At 36.8% G+C, this 21,916-nt stretch carries 17 protein-coding genes and 1 riboswitch; of the genes, 7 read left to right on the top strand and 10 right to left on the bottom strand.

Annotation, left to right across the window (positions count from 1 at the left end; translation table 11 throughout):
• Position 1 precedes the first annotated feature (1 nt).
• Complete coding sequence (locus ACFYKX_RS01415) at positions 2–1,054, bottom strand: LLM class flavin-dependent oxidoreductase (protein WP_389357340.1); 1,053 nt, start codon at positions 1,052–1,054, stop codon at positions 2–4.
• A 79-nt stretch (positions 1,055–1,133) separates the two neighbouring features.
• Positions 1,134–1,239: riboswitch (SAM riboswitch) on the bottom strand.
• 194 nt (positions 1,240–1,433) lie between these two features.
• On the opposite strand from ACFYKX_RS01415, the gene ACFYKX_RS01410 reads away from it, so the two are divergent.
• From ACFYKX_RS01410 to ACFYKX_RS01400, 3 genes are all read left to right on the top strand, one after another.
• A complete protein-coding gene (locus ACFYKX_RS01410; RefSeq protein ID WP_389357338.1) occupies positions 1,434–1,622 on the top strand; it encodes a hypothetical protein in 189 nt (62 codons plus the stop codon).
• A gap of 133 nt (positions 1,623–1,755) precedes the next feature.
• The gene (locus ACFYKX_RS01405) at positions 1,756–2,805 is read left to right on the top strand and encodes a M42 family metallopeptidase (protein WP_389357336.1); all 1,050 of its coding nucleotides are present in this window, start codon (positions 1,756–1,758) and stop codon (positions 2,803–2,805) included.
• Between the two features lie 82 nt (positions 2,806–2,887).
• Entirely contained in the window at positions 2,888–3,916 is a 1,029-nt protein-coding gene (locus tag ACFYKX_RS01400; protein ID WP_389357335.1) for a S66 family peptidase, read from the top strand.
• A 54-nt stretch (positions 3,917–3,970) separates the two neighbouring features.
• Here ACFYKX_RS01400 and ACFYKX_RS01395 read toward each other — a convergent pair whose 3' ends face one another.
• The 8 genes from ACFYKX_RS01395 to ACFYKX_RS01360 form a co-directional block, all read right to left on the bottom strand.
• Positions 3,971–5,314: a hypothetical protein gene (locus tag ACFYKX_RS01395; protein WP_389357333.1), complete on the bottom strand. Its 1,344-nt coding sequence runs from the start codon at positions 5,312–5,314 to the stop codon at positions 3,971–3,973.
• 442 nt (positions 5,315–5,756) lie between these two features.
• A complete protein-coding gene (locus ACFYKX_RS01390) occupies positions 5,757–6,803 on the bottom strand; it encodes a DmpA family aminopeptidase (RefSeq protein WP_389357331.1) in 1,047 nt (348 codons plus the stop codon).
• Positions 6,800–7,735, bottom strand: a complete 936-nt coding sequence (locus ACFYKX_RS01385) for a dipeptidase (RefSeq protein WP_389357329.1) — start codon at positions 7,733–7,735, stop codon at positions 6,800–6,802. Before ACFYKX_RS01385 ends, ACFYKX_RS01390 begins: the two co-directional genes overlap by 4 nt.
• A gap of 44 nt (positions 7,736–7,779) precedes the next feature.
• On the bottom strand, positions 7,780–8,619 hold the full coding sequence (gene dat, locus ACFYKX_RS01380) for a D-amino-acid transaminase (RefSeq protein ID WP_389357327.1): 840 nt from the start codon (positions 8,617–8,619) through the stop codon (positions 7,780–7,782).
• A 176-nt stretch (positions 8,620–8,795) separates the two neighbouring features.
• Positions 8,796–10,058, bottom strand: a complete 1,263-nt coding sequence (locus tag ACFYKX_RS01375; protein WP_389357325.1) for a glutamate-5-semialdehyde dehydrogenase — start codon at positions 10,056–10,058, stop codon at positions 8,796–8,798.
• A gap of 41 nt (positions 10,059–10,099) precedes the next feature.
• Positions 10,100–11,224 carry a glutamate 5-kinase gene (gene proB / locus ACFYKX_RS01370; protein WP_389357323.1) on the bottom strand — a complete coding sequence of 375 codons (1,125 nt, stop codon included), beginning with the start codon at positions 11,222–11,224 and terminating at the stop codon, positions 10,100–10,102.
• A gap of 142 nt (positions 11,225–11,366) precedes the next feature.
• Positions 11,367–12,224, bottom strand: a complete 858-nt coding sequence (gene proC / locus ACFYKX_RS01365) for a pyrroline-5-carboxylate reductase (protein WP_389357321.1) — start codon at positions 12,222–12,224, stop codon at positions 11,367–11,369.
• A 367-nt stretch (positions 12,225–12,591) separates the two neighbouring features.
• Positions 12,592–13,350: a YheC/YheD family protein gene (locus ACFYKX_RS01360; RefSeq protein ID WP_389357319.1), complete on the bottom strand. Its 759-nt coding sequence runs from the start codon at positions 13,348–13,350 to the stop codon at positions 12,592–12,594.
• Between the two features lie 177 nt (positions 13,351–13,527).
• Here ACFYKX_RS01360 and ACFYKX_RS01355 point away from each other — a divergent pair, with 177 nt between their 5' ends.
• The 4 genes from ACFYKX_RS01355 (at position 13,528) to ACFYKX_RS01340 (ending at position 19,358) form a co-directional block, all read left to right on the top strand.
• Positions 13,528–14,913: a UDP-N-acetylmuramoyl-tripeptide--D-alanyl-D-alanine ligase gene (locus tag ACFYKX_RS01355; protein ID WP_389357317.1), complete on the top strand. Its 1,386-nt coding sequence runs from the start codon at positions 13,528–13,530 to the stop codon at positions 14,911–14,913.
• Positions 14,914–15,089: 176 nt separating this feature from the next.
• Positions 15,090–16,433, top strand: a complete 1,344-nt coding sequence (locus tag ACFYKX_RS01350; RefSeq protein WP_389357315.1) for a C40 family peptidase — start codon at positions 15,090–15,092, stop codon at positions 16,431–16,433.
• A 189-nt stretch (positions 16,434–16,622) separates the two neighbouring features.
• A complete protein-coding gene (locus ACFYKX_RS01345; protein WP_389357313.1) occupies positions 16,623–17,894 on the top strand; it encodes a C40 family peptidase in 1,272 nt (423 codons plus the stop codon).
• A gap of 240 nt (positions 17,895–18,134) precedes the next feature.
• On the top strand, positions 18,135–19,358 hold the full coding sequence (locus ACFYKX_RS01340; protein ID WP_389358983.1) for an ATP-grasp domain-containing protein: 1,224 nt from the start codon (positions 18,135–18,137) through the stop codon (positions 19,356–19,358).
• A 162-nt stretch (positions 19,359–19,520) separates the two neighbouring features.
• On the opposite strand, the gene ACFYKX_RS01335 is transcribed toward ACFYKX_RS01340, so the two are convergent.
• Positions 19,521–21,689 (bottom strand): YheC/YheD family protein, encoded by a 2,169-nt coding sequence (locus ACFYKX_RS01335; protein ID WP_389357311.1) that lies wholly within the window; start codon positions 21,687–21,689, stop codon positions 19,521–19,523.
• Between the last annotated feature and the right edge of the window lie 227 nt (positions 21,690–21,916).

Raw genomic sequence — 21,916 nt, 5'->3', positions numbered from 1 at the left:
CCTACTGTAATTGTTTATTTTTTTGTTTTTGCGTAACTAGTGGCATTACTTTTTTTGAAAAGAGTTCCATTTCCTCCAACTGAGGTGAAAATTGAAGTAATAGTAAATCGACTCCCGCTTCTTCATATGCAATGATTTGTTCGGCAATCTGGTCTGGTGTCCCTATTAAGTTTGGACGTAACCCTCGATTAGAAACAGAATAATCATATAACTTAACTTGCTGTTCTAACTGAGATTTCCCAACAAAATCTTTGTATCCTGCGTAAGCACTCGTCTCTTTTACATCCGTTATTCTAGCAAGCTCTTCTTGTGCTTCCTCTTCCGTGTCTCTACAAATCACGTATGCTGCCATACCAAATGAACGGAAAGGTTTATTTCCTGCTAGCTCCCTTTGTTTTTTCATATCATCAATTTTAACAGCAACTTCCTCGACTGTCCCACCATGCATCACATACGCATCACATTGTTTTGCAATTGCCTTCTTGCCTCGAGGACTCTCTCCTCCCGCGTATAGAATCGGATTAGGACGTTGTACAGGTTTTGGAGATAAATGGGCGTTTTTAATAGAATAATATTTTCCTTCATATGAGAAAGTATCTTCTGTCCAAAGTCCTTTTAGCACGTCGATAAATTCTTCTGTACGATTATATCGCTCGTCATGCTCTGTAAAAATTCCACCATATTGCTTTGCTTCTTCTTCCCACCAAGCAGAGACAACATTTAAAGTGAAGCGACCGTTACTAATATGATCAATATTGGCTGCCATTTTTGCGGTAACAGCAGGGTTATGGAATCCTGGACGAACAGCCGTCATAATTTCAATTTTTTCCGTAACAGCTGCTAGAGCTGCTGCTGTCGACCACGCTTCTAATGAATCTTGCTTAGGCCCTTTAATATCATTTAAGTAAAGCTCAGCAATGAGAGTTGTGTCAAACCCCCAATTTTCAGCAGATTGAATTACGTTCTTCGCATAATCAAATGTAGGTGGCATGTTTTCGTTATCAACATTTCTAAGCCATCCCCCAAAAATCGGTAACCAAAAACCGTATTTCATGTGTATTTCCCCCTTGTGTATTCTAAAACAGTTTCATAAACACAAAAAAACCTCTTCGATAAGAAGAAGTTTTCGCTTCACCTTATCTGTCAGAACGTAATAGCTCTGCTGGAATTAGCACCTTTCTGAAAATCAGTGGTTGCCGGGCATCGTAGGGCCAGTCCCTCCGCCTCTCTTGATAAGAGTTAATATTCAAATAATTAATTCTTAGTAATCCTACTATATAACTCAGGTTTAAGTCAAATATTTATTTCTATGTTACTAACCTATTCATTCTAAACATTCTACATACACAAAAATTTTAACTAACAAGATGGGTATTTGTCCTTTCGAAAACTTAATTTTCTCATACATTATATTAGAGGGAGGTGTTAGTCGAATGTATCATAAAGCGCTTATATTCCTAGCATGTATTCTTGCTGGATTTGCATTGATTTATATTCCAACCAATGCAGTGATTACAGGTGCAGTTGCCTTGCTCTTTGATGTTATAGGAGTCATTGCTATTATAGTTTTTTCCTTCGCTTTACTTTATTACGGTGGGAAGGTCCTTTTTAAAAAGGGATAGTTAAAGTAACTTTGAGTATTCGGGGATTCCTGGATACTCTTTTTACGATGGTTCTATTTATGAAACTATTAGATTTATCAAGAATGAAGCGTATAATAGTAATTATGAATACATATTAGGAGGATAATAAAAAATGAATTTTCCAAATACGAATGACACATTTTCCTTGTTAAAAGAGCTAGTATCTATTCCTAGCCCGTCTGGTAATACAAACGAAGTGATTACATATGTTGAGAACTTTTTATCTGAGTATGGTGTTGAGACTAGACGCAATCGAAAAGGTGGTCTAATTGCAACCTTACCGGGAAAAAATACAGACAAACACCGCATGTTAACTGCACATGTTGATACACTTGGTGCAATGGTTAAAGAGATTAAGTCGAATGGACGACTGAAGTTAGATTTAATTGGTGGATTTAAATACAACTCCATTGAAGGTGAATATTGTCAAATCGAAACAAGTTCTGGAAAGATTTACACAGGGACAATTTTGATGCACCAGACTTCTGTTCACGTATATAAAGATGCTGGCAAAGCAGAAAGAAACCAAGACAACATGGAAGTCAGAATTGATGAGGTAGTGAAAAACGCTGAGGATGTTCGTAATCTTGGAATTGAAGTGGGCGATTTCGTGTCGTTTGATCCAAGAGTCGAAATTACACCAAGTGGTTTTATTAAATCGCGTCACCTAGACGATAAGGCAAGTGTCGCTATACTCCTTCAATTAATCAAAGAGATTAAAACAAATAATGTTGTGCTTCCTTACACAACACACTTTTTAATTTCTAATAACGAAGAGATTGGCTATGGTGGAAACTCAAACATAACACCAGAAACAGTTGAATATTTAGCTGTTGATATGGGCGCTATGGGTGATGGCCAGTCGACTGATGAGTATACTGTTTCCATTTGTGTGAAAGATGCAAGTGGACCTTATCATTATGAGTTAAGGAAAAGATTAGTGAATCTAGCTGAAGAAAACTGCATCGTTTATAAGCTAGATATTTATCCATACTACGGATCAGATGCATCAGCAGCCATTCGCTCGGGACACGATATTGTTCACGGCTTAATTGGACCGGGTATTGATTCCTCTCACGCATTCGAGCGTACGCACCAGTCTTCAATTGATAATACTGGTAAGCTTTTGTATCACTATGTAATGTCAGATATGGTTCTATAAATTTTTATCCTCCTCTTTTTGAGGGGGATTTTTTTAACACTTGAATAATTGTATAATATAGGAAAAAGAAGAGGTGGAAGGTATGATCAAATATCCTGCTGCATTAAAACCTGGTGATACTATTGCTGTCTCAGCCCCTTCCAATGGAGTTGAAGAAGGCGGTCATTTTCTAGTACATAAAGCAAAGAAGCAACTTGAGGAAAAAGGGTTTAACATCATTATTGGTGATACAGTCTGGACACAAGAAAATAGTAGAAGTTGCTCTCCTGAAAAAAGAAGGAATGAACTAATGGATTTTTTTGAGGATCCAAATGTAAAAGCAATCATTCCTATTTGGGGTGGAGAGTTCTTAATGGAAATTCTACCTTATCTAGATTGGGAAAGACTTCAATCACTCCCTTCAAAATGGATTCTCGGATACTCAGACATTAGTACCCTTCTCTTTTCATACACGGTTCTAACTGGTCATGCTTCTGCTCATGGGCCAGCACTTCTAGATATTGCGGCAAAAGACCTTGATCCCCTTACAAATAAGTGGAGCGAGGTACTTGGTTCAGAAGTAGGTTCTACAATCATTCAAACATCAAGTGAACAATATCAATCCTCTTGGGAGCAAGCATTTGCTAACCCTGTTACAGGATTTTATGTAGATACGCCAACAGAATGGAAGGCATTAAAAGAGGAAGCCGCAACTTTCTCAGGCCGTTTTATCGGGGGTTGCATTGACTGCATTATGAATTTAACAGGAACTAAATTTGGAGATTTAGAATCTTTTAATCTGGAGAATGCTAATGATGAAGGATTAATTTTCTACTTTGAAAATGTAGAACTATCCGTTACACAACTCTATCGTGCGCTTTGGCAGCTAAGACAAAACGGGTGGTTTGAAAATGTAAATGGAATTCTAATTGGAAGGCCGGTAACAAAGGAAACCGAAAACACTTACACATACGAGGATGCACTAAGAGATGCATTCGGCGATTTAAATATCCCCGTTATTTATGACACAGACATTGGCCACCTTCCACCTCAGAACATTATTGTTAATGGAGCTTATGGAACGGTAAAGTATGAGGGTGGAAAAGGGGTTATTGAAACTGTGTTTAAATAGAAAGAGAGCTTAGTAGGGTCGTGGATGACGACTCTACTAAGCTTTTTCAAATAATTAAGAGGAAGAATCTTCAGACTTCTCTTGGTTGTTCAACAGGTCAAAATTTCTTAAAGGCTTTGTGAATTTTTTCCCAAATGAAGGATCTGCTACTGCAGAAGGATTTAAAATATCGTCCCCTTCTGGCTTAACACCTTTTTCTACCCACTGCACAAGATCTTCAAAGGCCTGAACCTCTTCTTCTGGCGTAAAATCGCAATGCCCAACAGCCCTAATTGCTCTAGTTACCAATAAATCTTCATTACTATTTTCTTGTGCTCTTTTTGCATGGATTTGTTGCATATGGAAAGGTACAAATAAATCGCCTACGTTATGAAGAGAAATCATCGGAATTTTATGCTTTCCTTCTACCTTAGGTACACCGGTTAAGCCTTTTTGTTTTGTATTAGGGTCAGAAGTAATTCTCAGTACAGCATTGTTTAAAAGTCTCTCATCAGGAGATAAGTTCAAATCATTATCTAATTGGTATACGGAGTCAGTATTGTCTATAACATTACCAGATGCTACTAAGTAGGTTGGGTCAACTGGCATTTGTTGAAACAAGAAGTCTTTATATGAATTAAAAGCAACATCAAATAACGGTCTTTCTCCACCAGTTAAGTTCATTATAACCGTTTTAAAATTTTCACCTGCTACTGTTAATTTTTGACCAATTCCAAGTGAAGAATAAACTTGAGGTAGTATTTTTAATTTATACTCTTCATCATTAAGTATCTTTTGATTCTCTTTCTTTACACCACTTAATGCCTGTGCTACCAACCCATAATCAGTAAAGAAATCGAATAACTCCGTATCCCCTGTCACCCCGCACATTGGTAAAGCACCATCGTAAGCGCTTACATATTGTTCCGATAAAACAGCGGTTATGTGCCCACCCATGGAATGTCCCATTACATAAGTCTTTTTAGGCTTTTTAACTTTACCATTAAAGTAAGATCCTAAGGCGTGGGTGTCTTTGACAGCTTGTGCCACATCATATCCATTTGTACTATAACTTGATGCTGCCCATGCATAACCTTTTTCAAGCAAGTGTTCACGAATGGAAGGGTTACTAACTGTTAATTCTAGACCAGTGCCTCGATATCCATGTGCATACAAAACGAGCTCGCCATTCCAATCCTTAGGTACTTCAATCCGGTATCCGGCACCATTATGTACGCCCCAATACCTATCAGTTTTATAGCCGTCTAGTGCGTCAAATGGAAGTGTAGACTCATCAACATAATAAGCTATCTGTGAGTTTTTACTCGGTGCCTTTTCTGTTGATTTAGCCCCAACACTCGTAGAAGAAATGACTAAAGCAGCACCAAGCGTAATAGCCATAAACGTTTTTCTTATCATCCAATCTCCCCTTTCGATTCTTGTACATTTAAATCATCTAATATTCTGAATGTTTAAACAAAAGTAAAAAGTAATAAATATAAACAACAAATTTAGACAAAACCTAAAACTTAATACCCTTTAGATTCGACTAAGACTATGCCAACTTTCCTATCAATCTTCTACTATTAATACAAACTAAAGGCTTAACTCTGTTAAACCCTTTATTAAAAAAATTGATCCTTTTTATGCACTAAAAACCTCTTTTAGTTACAACTTTTAGTGATTTTTTCACATTTCGAGCTTTAAAGAGGTCATTTAGTACCTATTTTTCCTAATATAAGGGATTTCAGGTATTAAGAGCCCTTATTAGTACACAATCTCTCAAATTTCCGTTATTTTTTACACTAATACAATAAACAAAAAAAAAGACCCGCCCTCCGAAAGAGCAAGCCTCAAAACCTCATGATTCAAATGGATACTGATATACAACATTTCCCCCACGACCCTTAGTTGTCACTGCTTGAGATAGAGAATTAAGGATAGCCTCCTCAGTTGCCTCTGCAGCAGCTGTAAAAAGCTCATTCATGATCGGATGGTCTTCTCTTAGGAATTGTCGGTTTTCAAACTCTTCATCATGAACATGAGTAATGCGGTGAGAGGTTGAAAACGCGATGACAATATCCCCGCTACCATGGCTGTAGTGACTTCCTGTTCTTCCTAGACCAATCCCGCACCTTTTTGCCACTCTAAGTAACTGACGATCACTTAACGGCGCGTCCGTTGCTAGAACAATCATGATAGAGCCATCAGAAGTCTCATTCAACCCGTCTTCATTTTGGCCTGATACACAATATTTCGCAAATTGGAATTCCTCTTTCTTCCCAAAATTGCTAAGAACTAAGCAGCCAACCTTGTACTCTTTTTTACTTTTTTTATGAATGACAACGCGGGAGGATGAGCCAATTCCACCCTTATATCCGAAACAGACCATTCCCTTTCCTGCACCAACTGCCCCTTCTGATGCAACATCAGTCGATGCGTTGTGAATGGCCTCAAGAGCATGTTCTGGCCTTACTGGAAACTTCCGTATCGAGTTCAAGTGACTGTCATTACATTCCCCTACTACAACATTAATGGTTCCTGTCGTGTCACCGATTTCTGGGTTTTGTTCAAGCATGTGCTCTAGTGTCCCTTGAGTTACTGCTGGTACACCAAAAGTGTTCGTTAACATGATAGGAGATTCAATCACACCAAGTTCATTAATCTGAACCAACCCTGTAGTTTTCCCAAACCCATTTAACACATAACTTGCTGCAGTCACTTTATTTCTAAAAAGATTTCCTCCATGAGGCAGAATGGCTGTTACCCCAGTACAAGCATAATCTGTCTCATCCAGTGGAAAATCTAAAGTCACATGCCCTACCTTTACTCCCTCAACATCAGTTATACAATTCTTCGTTCCAGGGGAAAGTCTACCAACCTTTACACCTCGATTTCGAATCTTCATTGATTCAAACCTGATAGAAAGTTTAAGAAGTTCTGATGAGCAAACCCTTTTACTTCCTCTTCTTTAAAATGTTTCAGCAGCTCATTAATCATATTTTGGTAGTAGGAAGCATCTTCTAGATCGACAACGAATTTAGATATCCCATCAAAATCTGAACCTAAGCCGATTTGCTTTACACCACCTAGTGAACAGAAATGGTCAATATGTTTAATCACATCCGATATTTTTGGCCTTCCCTCTTTAATAATAAATTCCGTACAATACACAACATGGATAACTCCTCCTTTATTAAAGAGAGCCTTTGTTTGATCATCGTATAGGTTACGCGGGTGATCGCATAATGCACGTGAATTAGAATGACTTGCAAAAGGAAATTCCGCTATCTCCATAACATCCCAGAATGCTTTTTCGGATAGGTGTGAAACATCTGTTAAGATTTTATTCTCATTATGGAATTGGACAATTTCTTTACCAAATAAAGTTAATCCAGCACCACGAGGTTCGCCTGCTCCATCAGCTGCCAAATTAGCATTATTCCAAGTCAAACCTACAGATATAACTCCTAATTGGTGTAGAATGTTCAACCTCTTTAGGTCGTTTCCAATTGCGTCCACACCTTCTAGCGTTAGTACCGCACCAATTTGGCCATCTTCTAAGTTATAAAAGTCAGACCAATTTTTAATATGTTTCATCTCAGGGTTCTTCCCTAACACTTCTTTATAGAAGTAATCAACTTGCTCAAGAGCAACCTGAAATTTTTGCTCCGAGTGAATAATAGGATCCACAAAGATTGCAAAAAATTGGACTTTGACCTTCCCAGCCTGTAATCTACTTTTATTTGCATCTAGTTTTTCTGAATCTGAGAAGCGAAGAGTGCCCTTCCCTTCCCAAAGCTTCAGTAGTACATCGCAATGTGTATCAATAATATGCATGAAATTAACTCCTTCTTTTTAAACCTTTACACCACTGAAGCTAATTAAAGAGTTTCTACTTTTCTCTTAAATTGTTCGTACAATTTCTTGGTCACTTCCCCAGGAACTCCATGTCCAATCGGTTTGTCGTTCACCCTAACTATCGGCAGAACTTCCGCAGTCGTGCTTGTCATAAAAATTTCTTCAGCACTCATTAATTGGTCTTCAGTAAAATGTTCCTCGTAGAAATTAATCTGTAAAGGGTTAGCAATTTCTTTGACAGCAATACGTGTAATTCCAGGTAAAATATGCTTCGAAAGGGGAGTTGTATAAACGGCTCCATTTTTAACAATAAACATATTAGAACTGGTTCCTTCCGTAACATAACCATCCCTCACCAATATGGCTTCGAAACAACCCGCCTCGTGTGCAACTTGTTTTGCAAGTATATTGGGTAATAGATTTAGCGATTTTATGTAACAATTTGCCCATCGCTCATCCTCATGTGTAATAGCCGTTACTCCTGTGTTTCTCATTTCATCTGAAAGAGGATTCGCTTCTCTTACGGTCATCGAAATAGAAGCAGGAACATTTGGGAAAAGATGCTGTCTAGTCGCAATCCCTCTTGTAATCTGTAAATATACGTTACAGTTATGTAATTCAGATTTCTCAACAGCCTTCATAATTAAACTCTTAAAGTCATCAACGCTCTCTGTAATAGGCAATCTAATGGCCTTAGCGCTATTAATCAATCGCTCTAGATGTTCTTCCATCATAAAAGGCTTTCCATCGTATATACGAATAACTTCATATACTCCATCCCCGAACTGATGGCCCCTTTCATCAATAGGGATCACTTTTTCATTCAATGAAACAAATTCTCCATTAATGTATCCAATCTCCATATTATAACCATCCATTCTCTAATTGATTTTTTTAAAAAGTCTTACTAATAACATAATTTATTTTTCAAAAATAAGCTAATGAAAATTTAACTCTGAAGGAATTCCATACAATAAAATTATCTATGTATAACTCAACAAAAGCACTCACCATGTTGGTAAGTGCTCTCTGTTAGATTCTATCTAATTTGACCGTTTCCGCTCATTAAGAATTTAACCGTAGTCAATGCTGGTAACCCCATTGGACCACGAGCATGAAGCTTCTGTGTTGAGATTCCTATTTCAGCTCCAAATCCTAATGCCCCTCCATCCGTAAATCGCGTTGAAGCATTATGATATAAAGAGGATGCATCTACTAGTTTCATAAACTTAGCCGCAGTATCTCGATTTTCCGTAATAATCGCTTCTGAATGCTTCGTACCATAACGATCAATATGGTCAATCGCCTCGTCAACATTTCCAACAACCTTTACCGCTATATCTAAACTTAAGTATTCATTTTCCCAGTCCTCTTCCCCGGCAGGAAGAGCGTTTGGAATACGAGATGTAACGAATTGGTCTCCATGAACGACAATGTTATTTTGATTAAAAGTTTCTACTAACCTATCAATATGTTGTTCAAACCATTCCTGATGAACAATTAGCGTCTCAGCCGCGTTACAAACAGCTGGGCGATCTGTTTTTGCATTAACTAGAATACTAAGTGCCTTTTCAACATCCGCTTCTTTATCGATATAAAGATGGCAGTTTCCAACACCTGTCTCTAATACAGGAACCGTGGCGTTGTTAACAACTGCATTTATTAATGAGCCACCACCACGCGGGATTAGAACATCAATATGTTCTTTCATCGTAAATAACTGCTCCGTAGCCTCTCTATTCGTACTCGAAATAAATTGCACTGCTTCTTTTGGAATTTTCGTATTCTCGAGTGCTAAGTGCATAACCTCTACAATTTTACGATTGGAATTTATTGCAGACGAACCACCTTTTAAAACAATGGAGTTTCCAGATTTTAAAGCAAGACCTGTTGCATCAACAGTTACATTGGGTCTCGCTTCATAGATCATTCCGATGACTCCTAGTGGTACACGGACCTTTTCTACTTTTAACCCATTTTCTAACGTCCATTCCGATAAAATATCACCTGTAGGATCCTCAAGTTTTGCAACTTGACGCAGACCATCTGCAAAATCAAATACTCTATCTTTTGTTAAGGCTAATCGATCCATGTAAGCAGCTTCGTACCCTTTTTCTCTTCCAACCTCTAAGTCTTTTTCATTTGCTTGTAAAATGCCCTTATATTCTTCTTCTAACTTGTTAGCGATTATTAATAAAGCCTCATTTTTCTCTTCAGTAGTCAATAAACTTAATTTCTTAGCAGCTTTTTTTGCTTCAATTGCTTGTAATTCAACATTCGTATTTTCAATTACTGTAGCCACCAAATTCCTCCCTTTTTCAATGCGTTTTCATTAATCTCAATTTATATTCCAACTGGAAGTGATACCTCTAAATGGCATACAAAATCTTCTATATGAACGGCTATCTGGTCAACAGAAATATCCTTTGTCTCTTTCATCTCTAAGAGATCTTTTTTAGCATACTTCACCATACCAAGGCCAATTTCTTCCCCGTAAACGTCAGTAATTCTAATAACTGCACCTTTCTTAAAATCACCTTTAACTTTCTCAATACCCTTTACTTGAAGGCTTTGCTTTTTGTTCATAATTAAATCTTTAGCGTGATTTCCTATCACTACTTCACCCTCTGGACCTGAGTTGAAGGCAATCCATTTTTTCTTTTGATTTAAGTTAATCGTATTCGTTTCAGTCTTAAAATAAGTCCCTTTTGCCTGTTCATATACAGCATCTATTAAAACGTTATCAACACCAGATCTACCTAAAAACGTTGTAATACCTGAGGCCATAGCGATTTTGGCTGCGTCTATTTTTGATTTCATTCCACCTGTTCCAACCGCACTTCCAGAGCCACCTGCAGCGGCTTCAATTTCAGGAGTAATTTCATGGACTTGTTCTAATAATTTTGCATCCTTTTCTTTTCTTGGATCTGCATTATATAGACCATCTATGTCTGACAATATGATGAGCTGATCAGCATCAATTAGACCAGCAACCTTCGCTGACAAGGTATCATTATCTCCAAATTTTAACCGATCAATCGTCACGGTATCATTCTCATTTACAATGGGTATAATACCTCTTTGCAATAAAACATTTAATGTATTCCGAACATTTTTGTATCTATTCTCGTCTGAAAAATCGCTTCTTGTAATCAAGATTTGGGAAGCAACATAGCCGTGAGATAAAAATAGCTTTGAGTATGTTTCCATTAATAATCCTTGGCCAATGGAAGCTGCTGCTTGCTTTTCTGGTAGGGTATCAGGGCGATTTAAGCAACCTAATTTTCGATAACCTGCAGCAACAGCACCCGATGAAACGACTACCACCTCATGACCAGAATCCTTTAAGACCACGACTTCATCTGCCAATTTTTCAAGCTTTCTTCTGCTAATCTCTCCATGCCTACTTGTTAATGAGCTGCTTCCAATCTTTATTACAACCCGCTTTTTTTTCAAGTCCGGGGTCATCCAATCACTCCTGTATCGATGTTATGTTAATTAGTTTGTGTAAGGGCATTTTGCTTCATTTTTTCCATGCAAAAGCCGAAGGTTTAACTATAGAGAACAAAGCTATCTAGCCCTGCTCTCCTAGCGAATAGTCAAATTCTTGTTAAATTGCTTTTAACTTTTTTGAATCTATCGTTTCTGCTAGTTTCGAGCTAATCTCTTTAGATCGATTGGCTGCATGGAAAACTGCTTCGGCAATGGCTTTGCCACCACCATTTTTTCTTAGCGCATCAAGTCCTGCAGCAGTAGTTCCATTTGGGGAAGTAACATTTTCACGGAGAACGGTTGGGTCTTCATCTTGCTCTTGAATCATCCTTGCTGCTCCAACAATGGTCTGAGCAATAATTTTTCTTGTCGTTTCAACATCCAAACCGCCTTTTAATCCTGCTTTTTCCATATGTTCCATCAAGTAATAAAAATAAGCTGGACCGCTTCCTGCTAATCCTGTAAAAATATCCATCTTCTCCTCGTTAATAATGAATACTTCACCAATACTCTCCAGTAATTCTTTAGCTATTGATAAATTAGTTTGTGTAGTATGTGCTCCTGGGGATAATGCTGTGGCTGATTCACCAATCATACTTGAAGTATTCGGCATAACACGAATCACTTGCTGTCCTGCTTGAAGGTTCTGCTCCATGAAGGAAGTGGAAATTCCCGCTAAAACAGATAGGACAAGTTGATTGGGGGTTAGAAGGCTCTTTATAGAATTCAAAGCACGATCTGCATCTTTTGGTTTCATAGCAAGTATAAAGATATCGATTTGATTAAAATGCAAGTTTTCTCTCTTTACCCCGTTAATCCCATATTTAATCGTTAATTCTTCTAATCTTTTTTCATTGCTGTTATTCGTTACAAATATTTGATCTGTAGGTACCTTTCCCGCATTAACAATACCTGCTATCATTGCCTCTGCCATGGATCCTGCACCTAAAAAAGCTATTGATTTATTTTTTAACATGCTATCTCTCCCATGCTGTTCGTATTGTGTTCTTGTTTTCGCGAACATTTTTTATACTACCATGCTCAAATTTGATTTCAAGGGAAAATAAGCAAGTCATAAGCAATATGTCCAAATAGTGAGTGTAAGCGTTACCATTAACATCTGAATCCACGAAATGCCATCTCAGAACGGTAGAAAGCCTCTCAGCAAGGAATATGGAGAAATTTGGACAAGATAAAATGGTTAACTTTATCTTAATTGCTTTTAAAAAGTACCGAGTTTTTCTAAGTTTAATATTCTAAGATTTATCAAGAAAAAAACGCCAACATCCAGCTGTCGACGCATTTCTTCATTAATATACATTTTTAGACACGATACAAATGTCTTAACTTAATTTACGATTGTTCACTATGTTTTTCCAAAGATTTATATCTACTCCATGAAAGGATCCGATTCCTGGTGTTGTGTTTACTTCAAACACTACTGGTTTATCACTTGCATCAACACCCATATCGATTCCATATTCCCTACAAGGGTATTTAGCATAAATTACTTCAGCAGTAGCAAGGGAAACTTCCTGTATTTTCTGTCTCACGTTCTCTATTCTACCACTATTCATTCCTAACCATTTTACAAATAATTCATCTACTGGTATTGGCTTTGTACCTCGATATCTATTGATTACACCATTTTTCTGATGATTTGCCGTTCCAATATTCCCGTACATCCCTCCTACTACCCACTGACCTTTTACTCTTTGAACATGAACTCGGATTGCAAAAGGATTTCCATCGGGAGTTACACTACTAATTCCTTCTTGAATGATATAAGGATCAATTCTCCCAAGTCGTTCGAACGGATTAAGAATTTTGTGAAATTCTTCTAGACTTTTTTCTCCACTAACCGCTTTACTAAATAGGGTGTAACCGTCAACCAATACTTGATTATTCTTTGATTGAGTTACCCTAAAGACTCCCCTACCCTGCCCGGACGTATCATGTTTAACGTAGATAGTATTATATTTTTCTAAAAATGCTCCAATATTTTCTTTCCTATATTCAATTGTTTCTGGGAAATGCTTTTTCGTTAAAGAATCAGACTGTAGTAATAGGCTTTGCTCCAATTTACCTACTTTATAAACCATCTTCTCACCACTTTTTTTAATAAGTCTTAAAATACTGTATTCTCCTAAATATTCGCTGTGTAGGACAAAAAGGAAATTTTGTAGGAGGAGATACTTGAACTCCTATGTTGTTAGGTACCTATACAAACAGTAATGTCTTTCCAATCATATAATAGCTTCATGAAAGGAGATGAGTCTGTGGAACCGATATTAGTAAGCAAAATTGTTCATTTTCTTGAGGGGAATATTCTAAGTGGTTCAGAAAATTGGTATGTTAGACACGCTGCGGTCTATGGTCGTCAAGATATTAAAGGAGCAAACACACTAGTCTTCTTATATAAAAGAGATGAGCCTGACTGGGATTTCCTAAAAAAAGTAAGCCCTTGTGCAGTTATCACGGATAAGTCTGAAAAGAAGCTAAAGGATATAAATGACCAAATAACGGTCATACATGTAAAAAGTGTCGTTCAGGCTTATTGGAAATTTATTGAATACTATCGAAATCTATTTAACATCCCGGTTGTGGCCATCACAGGCACCTGTGGGAAATCGACTACTAAAGAGATGATCAAACAGATTTTAAATCAAGATCGACTGGTACAGGCAACGGAAAGTAGTAAAAATGAACCTAGGAGATCTTTTCCCTACTTATTAGGAATCAATCGTAAGACCAAGGCGGCTGTATTTGAGACTGGCTTAGGAAACCCGGGAAATATTAAGCACCAATGTCTAATCTATAGTCCGACTATTGGGATTCTTACAACCATTGGTGCACACCATTTAGATGGATGTAAAACGCTAGAAGGCTATATTCAGGCTAAAGGCGAGATTATTGAAGGAGTTCGGGAAGGTGGAACATTAATCCTTAATAGTGATGACGAGAACATAAAAAAACTTTCTCTCAAACAGTTTAATGGAAAGGTTGTATATTTTGGTGTCCACCCTTCGGCAGATTATCAAGCTACTAATATAAAGTTTTCTAACAATGGAATGACATTCGATCTACAACATAATAAAAAAAGTTATCCCGTATTCGTTCCAGGTTATGGTGAACATCAGGTATATAATGCTTTAGCAGCAATTGCAGCAGTCCATGCCATGGGACTAGATATTAAGGATGCTTCCCGAAGACTAAAAACGTTTAAAAACATGGAAAGACACTTAGAAGTATCGAGTGGTATTAACGGATCAACAATTATCGATGATACATGGACAATTAATCCCACTTCAATAGAAGCAGCCCTTAATGTAATGGATGAGATCAGTAAAAATAAGAAAAAAATCGTTCTGTTAGGGAATATTAATCGATTAGGTGACTACGAAATAGAGTTCCATCAAAAGGTTGGTTCAATGGTTGCTTCGCGTGATATTCACACCCTTATTACCATTGGTGAGAAAGCTACAGAGATAGCAAAACAAGCTCATTTAGAAAACTTCAAAGGAAATATTTTTATGTTTAATAAGGTAGAAAAAAACGTAAAAGAAATCCTATTAGAAGAACTAGATTCAGACACACATTTGTTAATAAAGGGACCAATGAGCAGCAGATCCATGATTGATTTAGCAAGGAGTTTAAAGCTGTAACAGAAATGTAATGTAGAGTCAAACAGCAAGGTATACCTATGTTTTAGGCTGTAATATTTGTTTTAAAAGGGACTTGGGATATTTTTCCGCAAAGTCCCTTTTGTTTTGTGTGATACAATCAGTCTCGAGCAACAAACAAAAACTAAAAAACAAAATACTAGGAGGTACCCATAAAGATGAAGAAACGTATTGTAACAACTACATTAGCTTTAGCACTCACTTTCAGCAGTGTGGGAATGCCTTCACCTATCAATGAAGTGTCAGCAGCGACCACAAACGTATACAACAATCAAGCAGCTGTAGAAGCAAAAGCAGATGAGTTAATTCAGTTAGGAAAAAGCTTAATCGGAAAAGCAACATACAGTAATACTGAATATAAGGCAACATATCCTTATAAATTCTCGTGTGCAACGTTCCTTATGTACATTTTTGAAAAAAGTGGTGTGGACATTGCCACTTATAATGAAAACTACATGATGCAACAAGGTACGTACGTTGCAAAAAGTCAGCTTCAAAAAGGTGACTTAGTATTCTTTGATGCAAATAAAACAGACAATGAGCCATCAGACCATGTAGCAATGTATATCGGTGATAATAAAGTCCTTCACATGGCAGATCCAAAGCAACATATTGTTATTACAGATATGGCGAGCAAACCTTATTACACAGACAATTATGTTACTGCTCGTAGAGTACTACCAAGCTTAATGTCTGCAAACCCTGCTACAAAGGGAGACAAAATTGTTGAAACGTCTTATAGCCTTATTAATAAAGTAACGATGGGTTCTGTTAATGATGAAACAGCTTTAAGATTTACTGCACCAGGTTTTGTTAATTATGTTTACAAAACAAATGGTGTAAATCTTGGGTCTTCTACTAGCGTAAAAGAGCAAATGAAGGCTGGTACAACTGTATCACGTTCTAACTTAAAAAAAGGTGATTTAGTTTACTTAAGTAGTTCAATTGGATCAACAACTCCTTCACTAGTTGGTATTTACGCTGGAGATCACAGAATTATCGTTCCAAATTCCAACGGTGTATTAACTCGAGTTCTATTTGTAGACTACTACTCACAACGTTTCTTAACAGCGAAACGTGTTTTTACTGAAACGGTAAGCACCGCACCGGTTGCTGAAACACAAGCTGACAAGCTTGTCCAGTTTGCAGCCAATCTAACTGGAAAAGCCAAGTTCGGATACACGTATAATGAAAGCACACTTACCTTCACAGGTGCTGGTTTTACCTATTATGTGTTTAAAAAACATGGAATCGATTTGAAATACAAATTAGCTAGCAGACAAGCCACAGTAGGTCAAACGGTTTCAAAAGCAAACCTACAAAAGGGAGACGTTATTTACTTCTCACTTGATAATAAAGGAACAAACATTACTCACGCTGGTATCTATCAAGGGAATAATAAAGTTCTTATCTTATCTACATCTACTAAAGAATTAGTTTCACTTGATTTAAACTCTGACTGGGCAATGAAAAATTACGTGATTGCAAAGAGATCATTATAATTACTTCAAAAAGGGAGCGATATGCTTCCTTTTTGTATTTTAAGGACTAGAAAGCGGCCATCTCTCATATAGTACCCCTCACTACCCAATTCAAACTACAAATTGTTTAAAAAAGGGACAAACCTCTATACAACCATAGGACAAATTTCATATGATAGTACGAGCTTGTTTGTATGGAGGTGTTTTTTTATGATAATCGGGAATACTAGCGCTTTAATTGAATCGAATCAGCATCAAAAAATTGTTGAAGCCAAGGCAGACGAATTAATTAATCTTGGCAAAGAATTAATAAGAAAAGCAACGTATAGCAAAGAAATATATAAGCCAACATACCCATATAAGTTTTCTTGCGCCACATTTTTGATGTATATTTTTGAAAAGTGTGGTGTAGACCTGGCGACTTATAATGAAAATTACATGATGCTCCAGGGGGTATATGTACCAAGAAGTGAACTCCAGAAGGGAGATTTACTATTCTTCCTTGATAAGGATAATGTTGGTGAACCTGCAGATCATGTAGGAATGTATATTGGTGAGAATAAAATGATTCATATGGCAAATCCAAAATATAGAATTGTCATATCTGACTTAGACAGCAAATCATATTATAAAGAAAACTATGTAACCGCTCGCAGAATCCTTCCTACTCTGATTCCTCAGACCCCGTTAACTAAAAATGATAAAATCATCCAAACAGCCTTTCAACTAAAGTACAAGGCAAAAATTGGGTTGAACAATGATGAAAAAACATTTACTTTCAATCCTGCAGGGTTTATTAGTTATGTATTCGAATCAAATGGTGTACACCTTAATACCAATAATATATGGGAACAAATGAATATGGGTAAAACCGTAAAACGCAGTGAGCTTAAGAAAGGTGATTTAATCTTTTTTAGTACATCTATCCATTCAAGTAATCCATACTTAGTGGGTATATATGCCGGGGAACACCGTATGATTATTCCAACTTATCAAGGAGTTAAAACTAGAGTTCTTTTTGTTGACTACTACAAACATCGTTTCTTAATAGCCAAACGGATTTTGGATGATGAAGGTAACATCATTAATCCATATTCATTAAAGTTAGACAAAGTTATACAATTTTCCAAGTATCTGATGGAAAAAGCAACATTTGGTTATACCTATAGTCGATCCACTTTAACATTTACAGGAGCTGGCTTTGTGCATTACGTATTTAAACAAAATGGAATTGAACTCAAGTATAGAAAATCAAACCTTCAAGTACTAGTTGGTGAGTATGTTTTAAAGCCGAATTTGCAAAAAGGCGATCTTATCATTTTTTCAGGAGATGACAGCGGTTTGAAGGAACCGCACACTGGCATATATATTGGAAACAATGAGTTTATACATTTATCAAGAACAAAAGGAGTAACGATAGAAAGCATTGATACTGATTGGGCTCAAGAAAATTACATGACATCACGCAGAGTATTGAAGTAAACAGGAGCTTTGGGCTCCTGTTTTTGAATTTCTTTCATTAACCTAAAATTTTTTCATTCCTCCCTTCCTTCCCCTGTATCTTTTCACTACAATACCAACTTCGCAAAAGGTTCAACCTATTTACCTTACTTAACTCTTATTTCAGTTAGAAACTTTACTTTTATAAGGATAGATAACCATACATCATGAAACAAACTTCATAACATATATCGAGTTGTCTTTGTAGCATTATTTTTGGAGGTGGAACAATTGAATACTATTGTATTTATTGGTGTAAATAAATCTGGTTCGAGTCGAGACGCTATAAAAGCAGCAGAGAAGATGGGATATTTTACAGTTGTTTTTACAAATCGTGATCGACAAATTGAACAAAGGGAAGAGTACCCAGACGTTCATGAGATGATTTTTATAGATACAGAAAACCTTTCTATCATGAGAGATGAAATAAAGAAGTTACAAATCCAAGGGAAGGAAATTAAAACGATAGTAAGTTTTATTAATTCCTATATCCATACAGCTTCTCTTCTATGTGATGAGTTTTGCCAAAGCATTGGAACCCCTGATGCCATATTTAAAATGGAAGATAAGGTAGAAACAAGGAATGCATTAGAAGGTCAACCTTATAACCCTAAGTTTTTCATCGTAAATCCAAATGATTCATACTCACTCATGTATGAAAAACTAAACTTTCCCGTGATGGTAAAATCACCCAAATCGACTGGCTCAAAGGATGCTTTGTTTGCTGAGAACCCTCACCGCTTACAGGACCAAATGAAGAAGTTAACGGAGAAATACCCTGAAGAATCTATTATCATTGAAGAGTACATTGATGGGGATCAATATTTGGTAGAGGCTATCATTCATAATAGTAAAGTGTACACCGCAGCCATTATTGAACAAGAAATTACACAAGGAAAAAGGTTTATTGTTACTGGCTATGGGGTCCTTGCTAGTGTCCCAGAAGAGATACAAACTGGAGTTGAGGGGGTTCTAAATTCGATTGTCTCAGAACTAGGACTTAAAAATGGCTCCCTACATCTAGAATTACGACATTCAAAAAATGGGTGGAAACTGATTGAAGTGAACCCAAGAATCTCAGGTGGCGCAATGAACCAAATGATCCATGCAGCATTTGGCTACAATGTAGTAGAAGAAACGTTGAAATTATATCTAGGTGAAACTCCGATACTAAAACCGAAGAGAAAGAATTTTGTTTTTACACAATATATGATTATTTCTAAAAAAGGAATTTTAGAAAGAGTAACTGGGAGAAATAGAGCGAGAAGGTCGCCAGGGGTTATTGATGTATATATCAAACCTAGGAAAGGTACTAGGCTAATTCCTCCGCTGTCAATGGGGCATCGTTATGCATATGTAATGGCAGCAGGTCATAGCTTGGAAGAGGCTAAAGCCAATGCTAAAAACGCAGCGAATGAAATTGAGTTCCACTTAATTGAGGAATAAAACTACATTCAAAAATGGCCCGTGTATAGTCACGAGGCCATTTTATAGTTTTTCTATTTCTCATCCCTTCACTCCTGATCGTCCAGAAAGTCTTTCCAATCTCCTAATAGTTGAGGCCTCTCCCAAAAAGGAGAGGCCTCAATTAAAGTCTGTTACCCTTTTCTATTGACCAAAAGTCTCATCTAAGAATTTAACTGTGTCAAACATGTTTGTTTTACTAGCGCCTTTTACCAATACCGTATCTCCAGCGCGGATTGTATTTAGTAACTGGTTGTGTAACTTTTCCCGATCAGTAAAGTGGTATATATTTTGTGAAGGAAAACCTAACCTTTTCGCATGATTGCCAATTTCATCTGCTCGGAATCCATAAGTGAATAATACATCGATTCCCTGATCCTTAACATATTTCCCGACTCTTCGGTATTCCTCCACTCGTCTTTCACCTAACTCACGCATTTGGCCTAAAATGGCAATTTTTCTCCCTTTACCAATATTTGTTAACACATCTAATGCAGCCATAACAGCTTGAGGATGAGAGTGAACCGTGTCATCAATTACTTTTATCTGATCTTTGCATTCGTAAATCGTCATTCTACGAGGTGGTTTTCTAAACAGTAGCCCAGATTTAATCTCCATGGGTGAAAACCCTAAATAGTCTGCGACGGCTATTGCATTTAGCGCATTATACACATGATGTTCTCCGAAAATAGGAATGAATAGCGTATGTTCATCCCCCTGCAAATTCATTTTAAACGTCATTCCATTATCTCGATATTGAATGTCATAAGCTCTATAGTCTGCCCTCGTTCTTACGCCAACGGTGAAAATCTTCCCTTTGAATTGTTGTGTTTCTAACAATCTTGAGTTTTTATCATCATTATTAACGAATAGGACACCATTCTGATCCATACCGTGAATAATCTCTGATTTAGCCTTTGCAATTCCTTTTATATCACCATCGAAGTTGCCAATATGCGCCATACCAATATTGGTAACAACACTAATGTTAGGTTGAATGATACTACAGTGTTCTGTAATAACTCCTGGGTATGCCATTCCATATTCTAATACAACCGCCTCATGTTCCTGACTGATTTGTTCAGCATGTTTTTTCGTATGATCTGTTGTATTCCAATAATCCTTGGATTCAAATATGTTCCATCTCTTCGATAAAATAGAGGCTAAAAAGGCCTTGGAAGTTGTTTTACCTGCACTACCGGTAATACCTACAATTGGTATACTACCTCTTTCCTCAATCTTTTTCCTTTTAACTTCCATAATTTTTCTTTTTACTTCACTCTGGTTAGTTGCTAAGTACATTGCGTACCTTATCGTGTTAATGACAACATCCATTTCCAAATAAAAAGCTGGTGGACATCCAGGTCTCCAGTTCACCTCATAAATCCAAATTTTATGGTTTTCATCTAACCCTACATCAATTCCAATTTCATCAATTACCTCATTGTGTTCAAGCATTTGAAGCTCATCTAAATGATTTGCTAACGAAAGTGTAAAGTGTTCTAATGTACGCTTTATGTTAAAGGCTTCTTGTTGAAATTCTTGTTTTAAGAATGGGTCTAAATAATTGGTGTATCCCCCATTGTTTATGTTTGCAATAATAGACCCTATTGGTGCAATCCTTGGATATATGGTTGTGATCACCCAATTTCCTTCCCCATCTTTTTGGGCATGTAAACGGAAATCAAACACTTGGCCTGATTTGGTTACAGATTTTATATATGGCTGAATAATAAATTTTTCAGAGGAAATTTTCGATTGTATAAAGTCCTTTAGCTGCTGTTTAGAATAGAAGTTCGTCTGGGACCCTTGATTAACTTGATAACCTGAATCTATCTTAGAAATAAAAAAGATACCCTTCCCTTTCCTTCCATCAATGGGCTTAAACACCAATTTATCAAAGGCATTTAAGAATTTAAAAAAGGATTCTGTATTCCTCACTATTTCAGAAGGAATTAAATATTGTGCAAAATCCTTTGCCGCCTTCAACCTTTCATTTACACTCCACTTATTCCCAATTGAGTGAGTAGTAAATGGGATCGTTCTTTTTAATTTATTCACAATACTTTTGGATTTAGCAAGCTTTTCTGGACTTCCAGCATTGTAAATGACATCTGGAAATCTTGTAAGTTTCTCGACCCATTTACCATTTTCATAAACTTTACCCCTAATGGATTTATTAACAAGATTTACGGATCCTGGAGTAAAATAAACAAATTCAGCTCCTTCTGCTTTTGCAACCGCTGCGTAAGCATAGGACTTTACCACATTTTCGGGGTCTTTTCGATGATGGAGCATCCCTATTAATGTCATGATAATCCTCCTTTATGCTGCATCTCATCTCTATATACAATACATTCAAACGCTCCTACTTTTGATACAGGCATCTGTGTAGTTTTAGTGCCTTTTTTAAAGATGGGCGTAGCGCAAACTACTTACTAAATTACATGTATTTTAATAAGGTAATATGTTGGTAAATATCGGTTCTTTTCACATAAGAAACTTCTAGGTATTTGTACATTTTTAAATGATTTACCTAT

Source organism: Cytobacillus spartinae (assembly GCF_042865285.1).
GTDB classification, from domain to species: Bacteria; Bacillota; Bacilli; order Bacillales; family Cytobacillaceae; genus Robertmurraya_A; species Robertmurraya_A spartinae.
The sequence above is the reverse complement of the archived record's forward strand: the minus strand, read 5'-3'. Positions and strand labels throughout refer to the sequence as shown.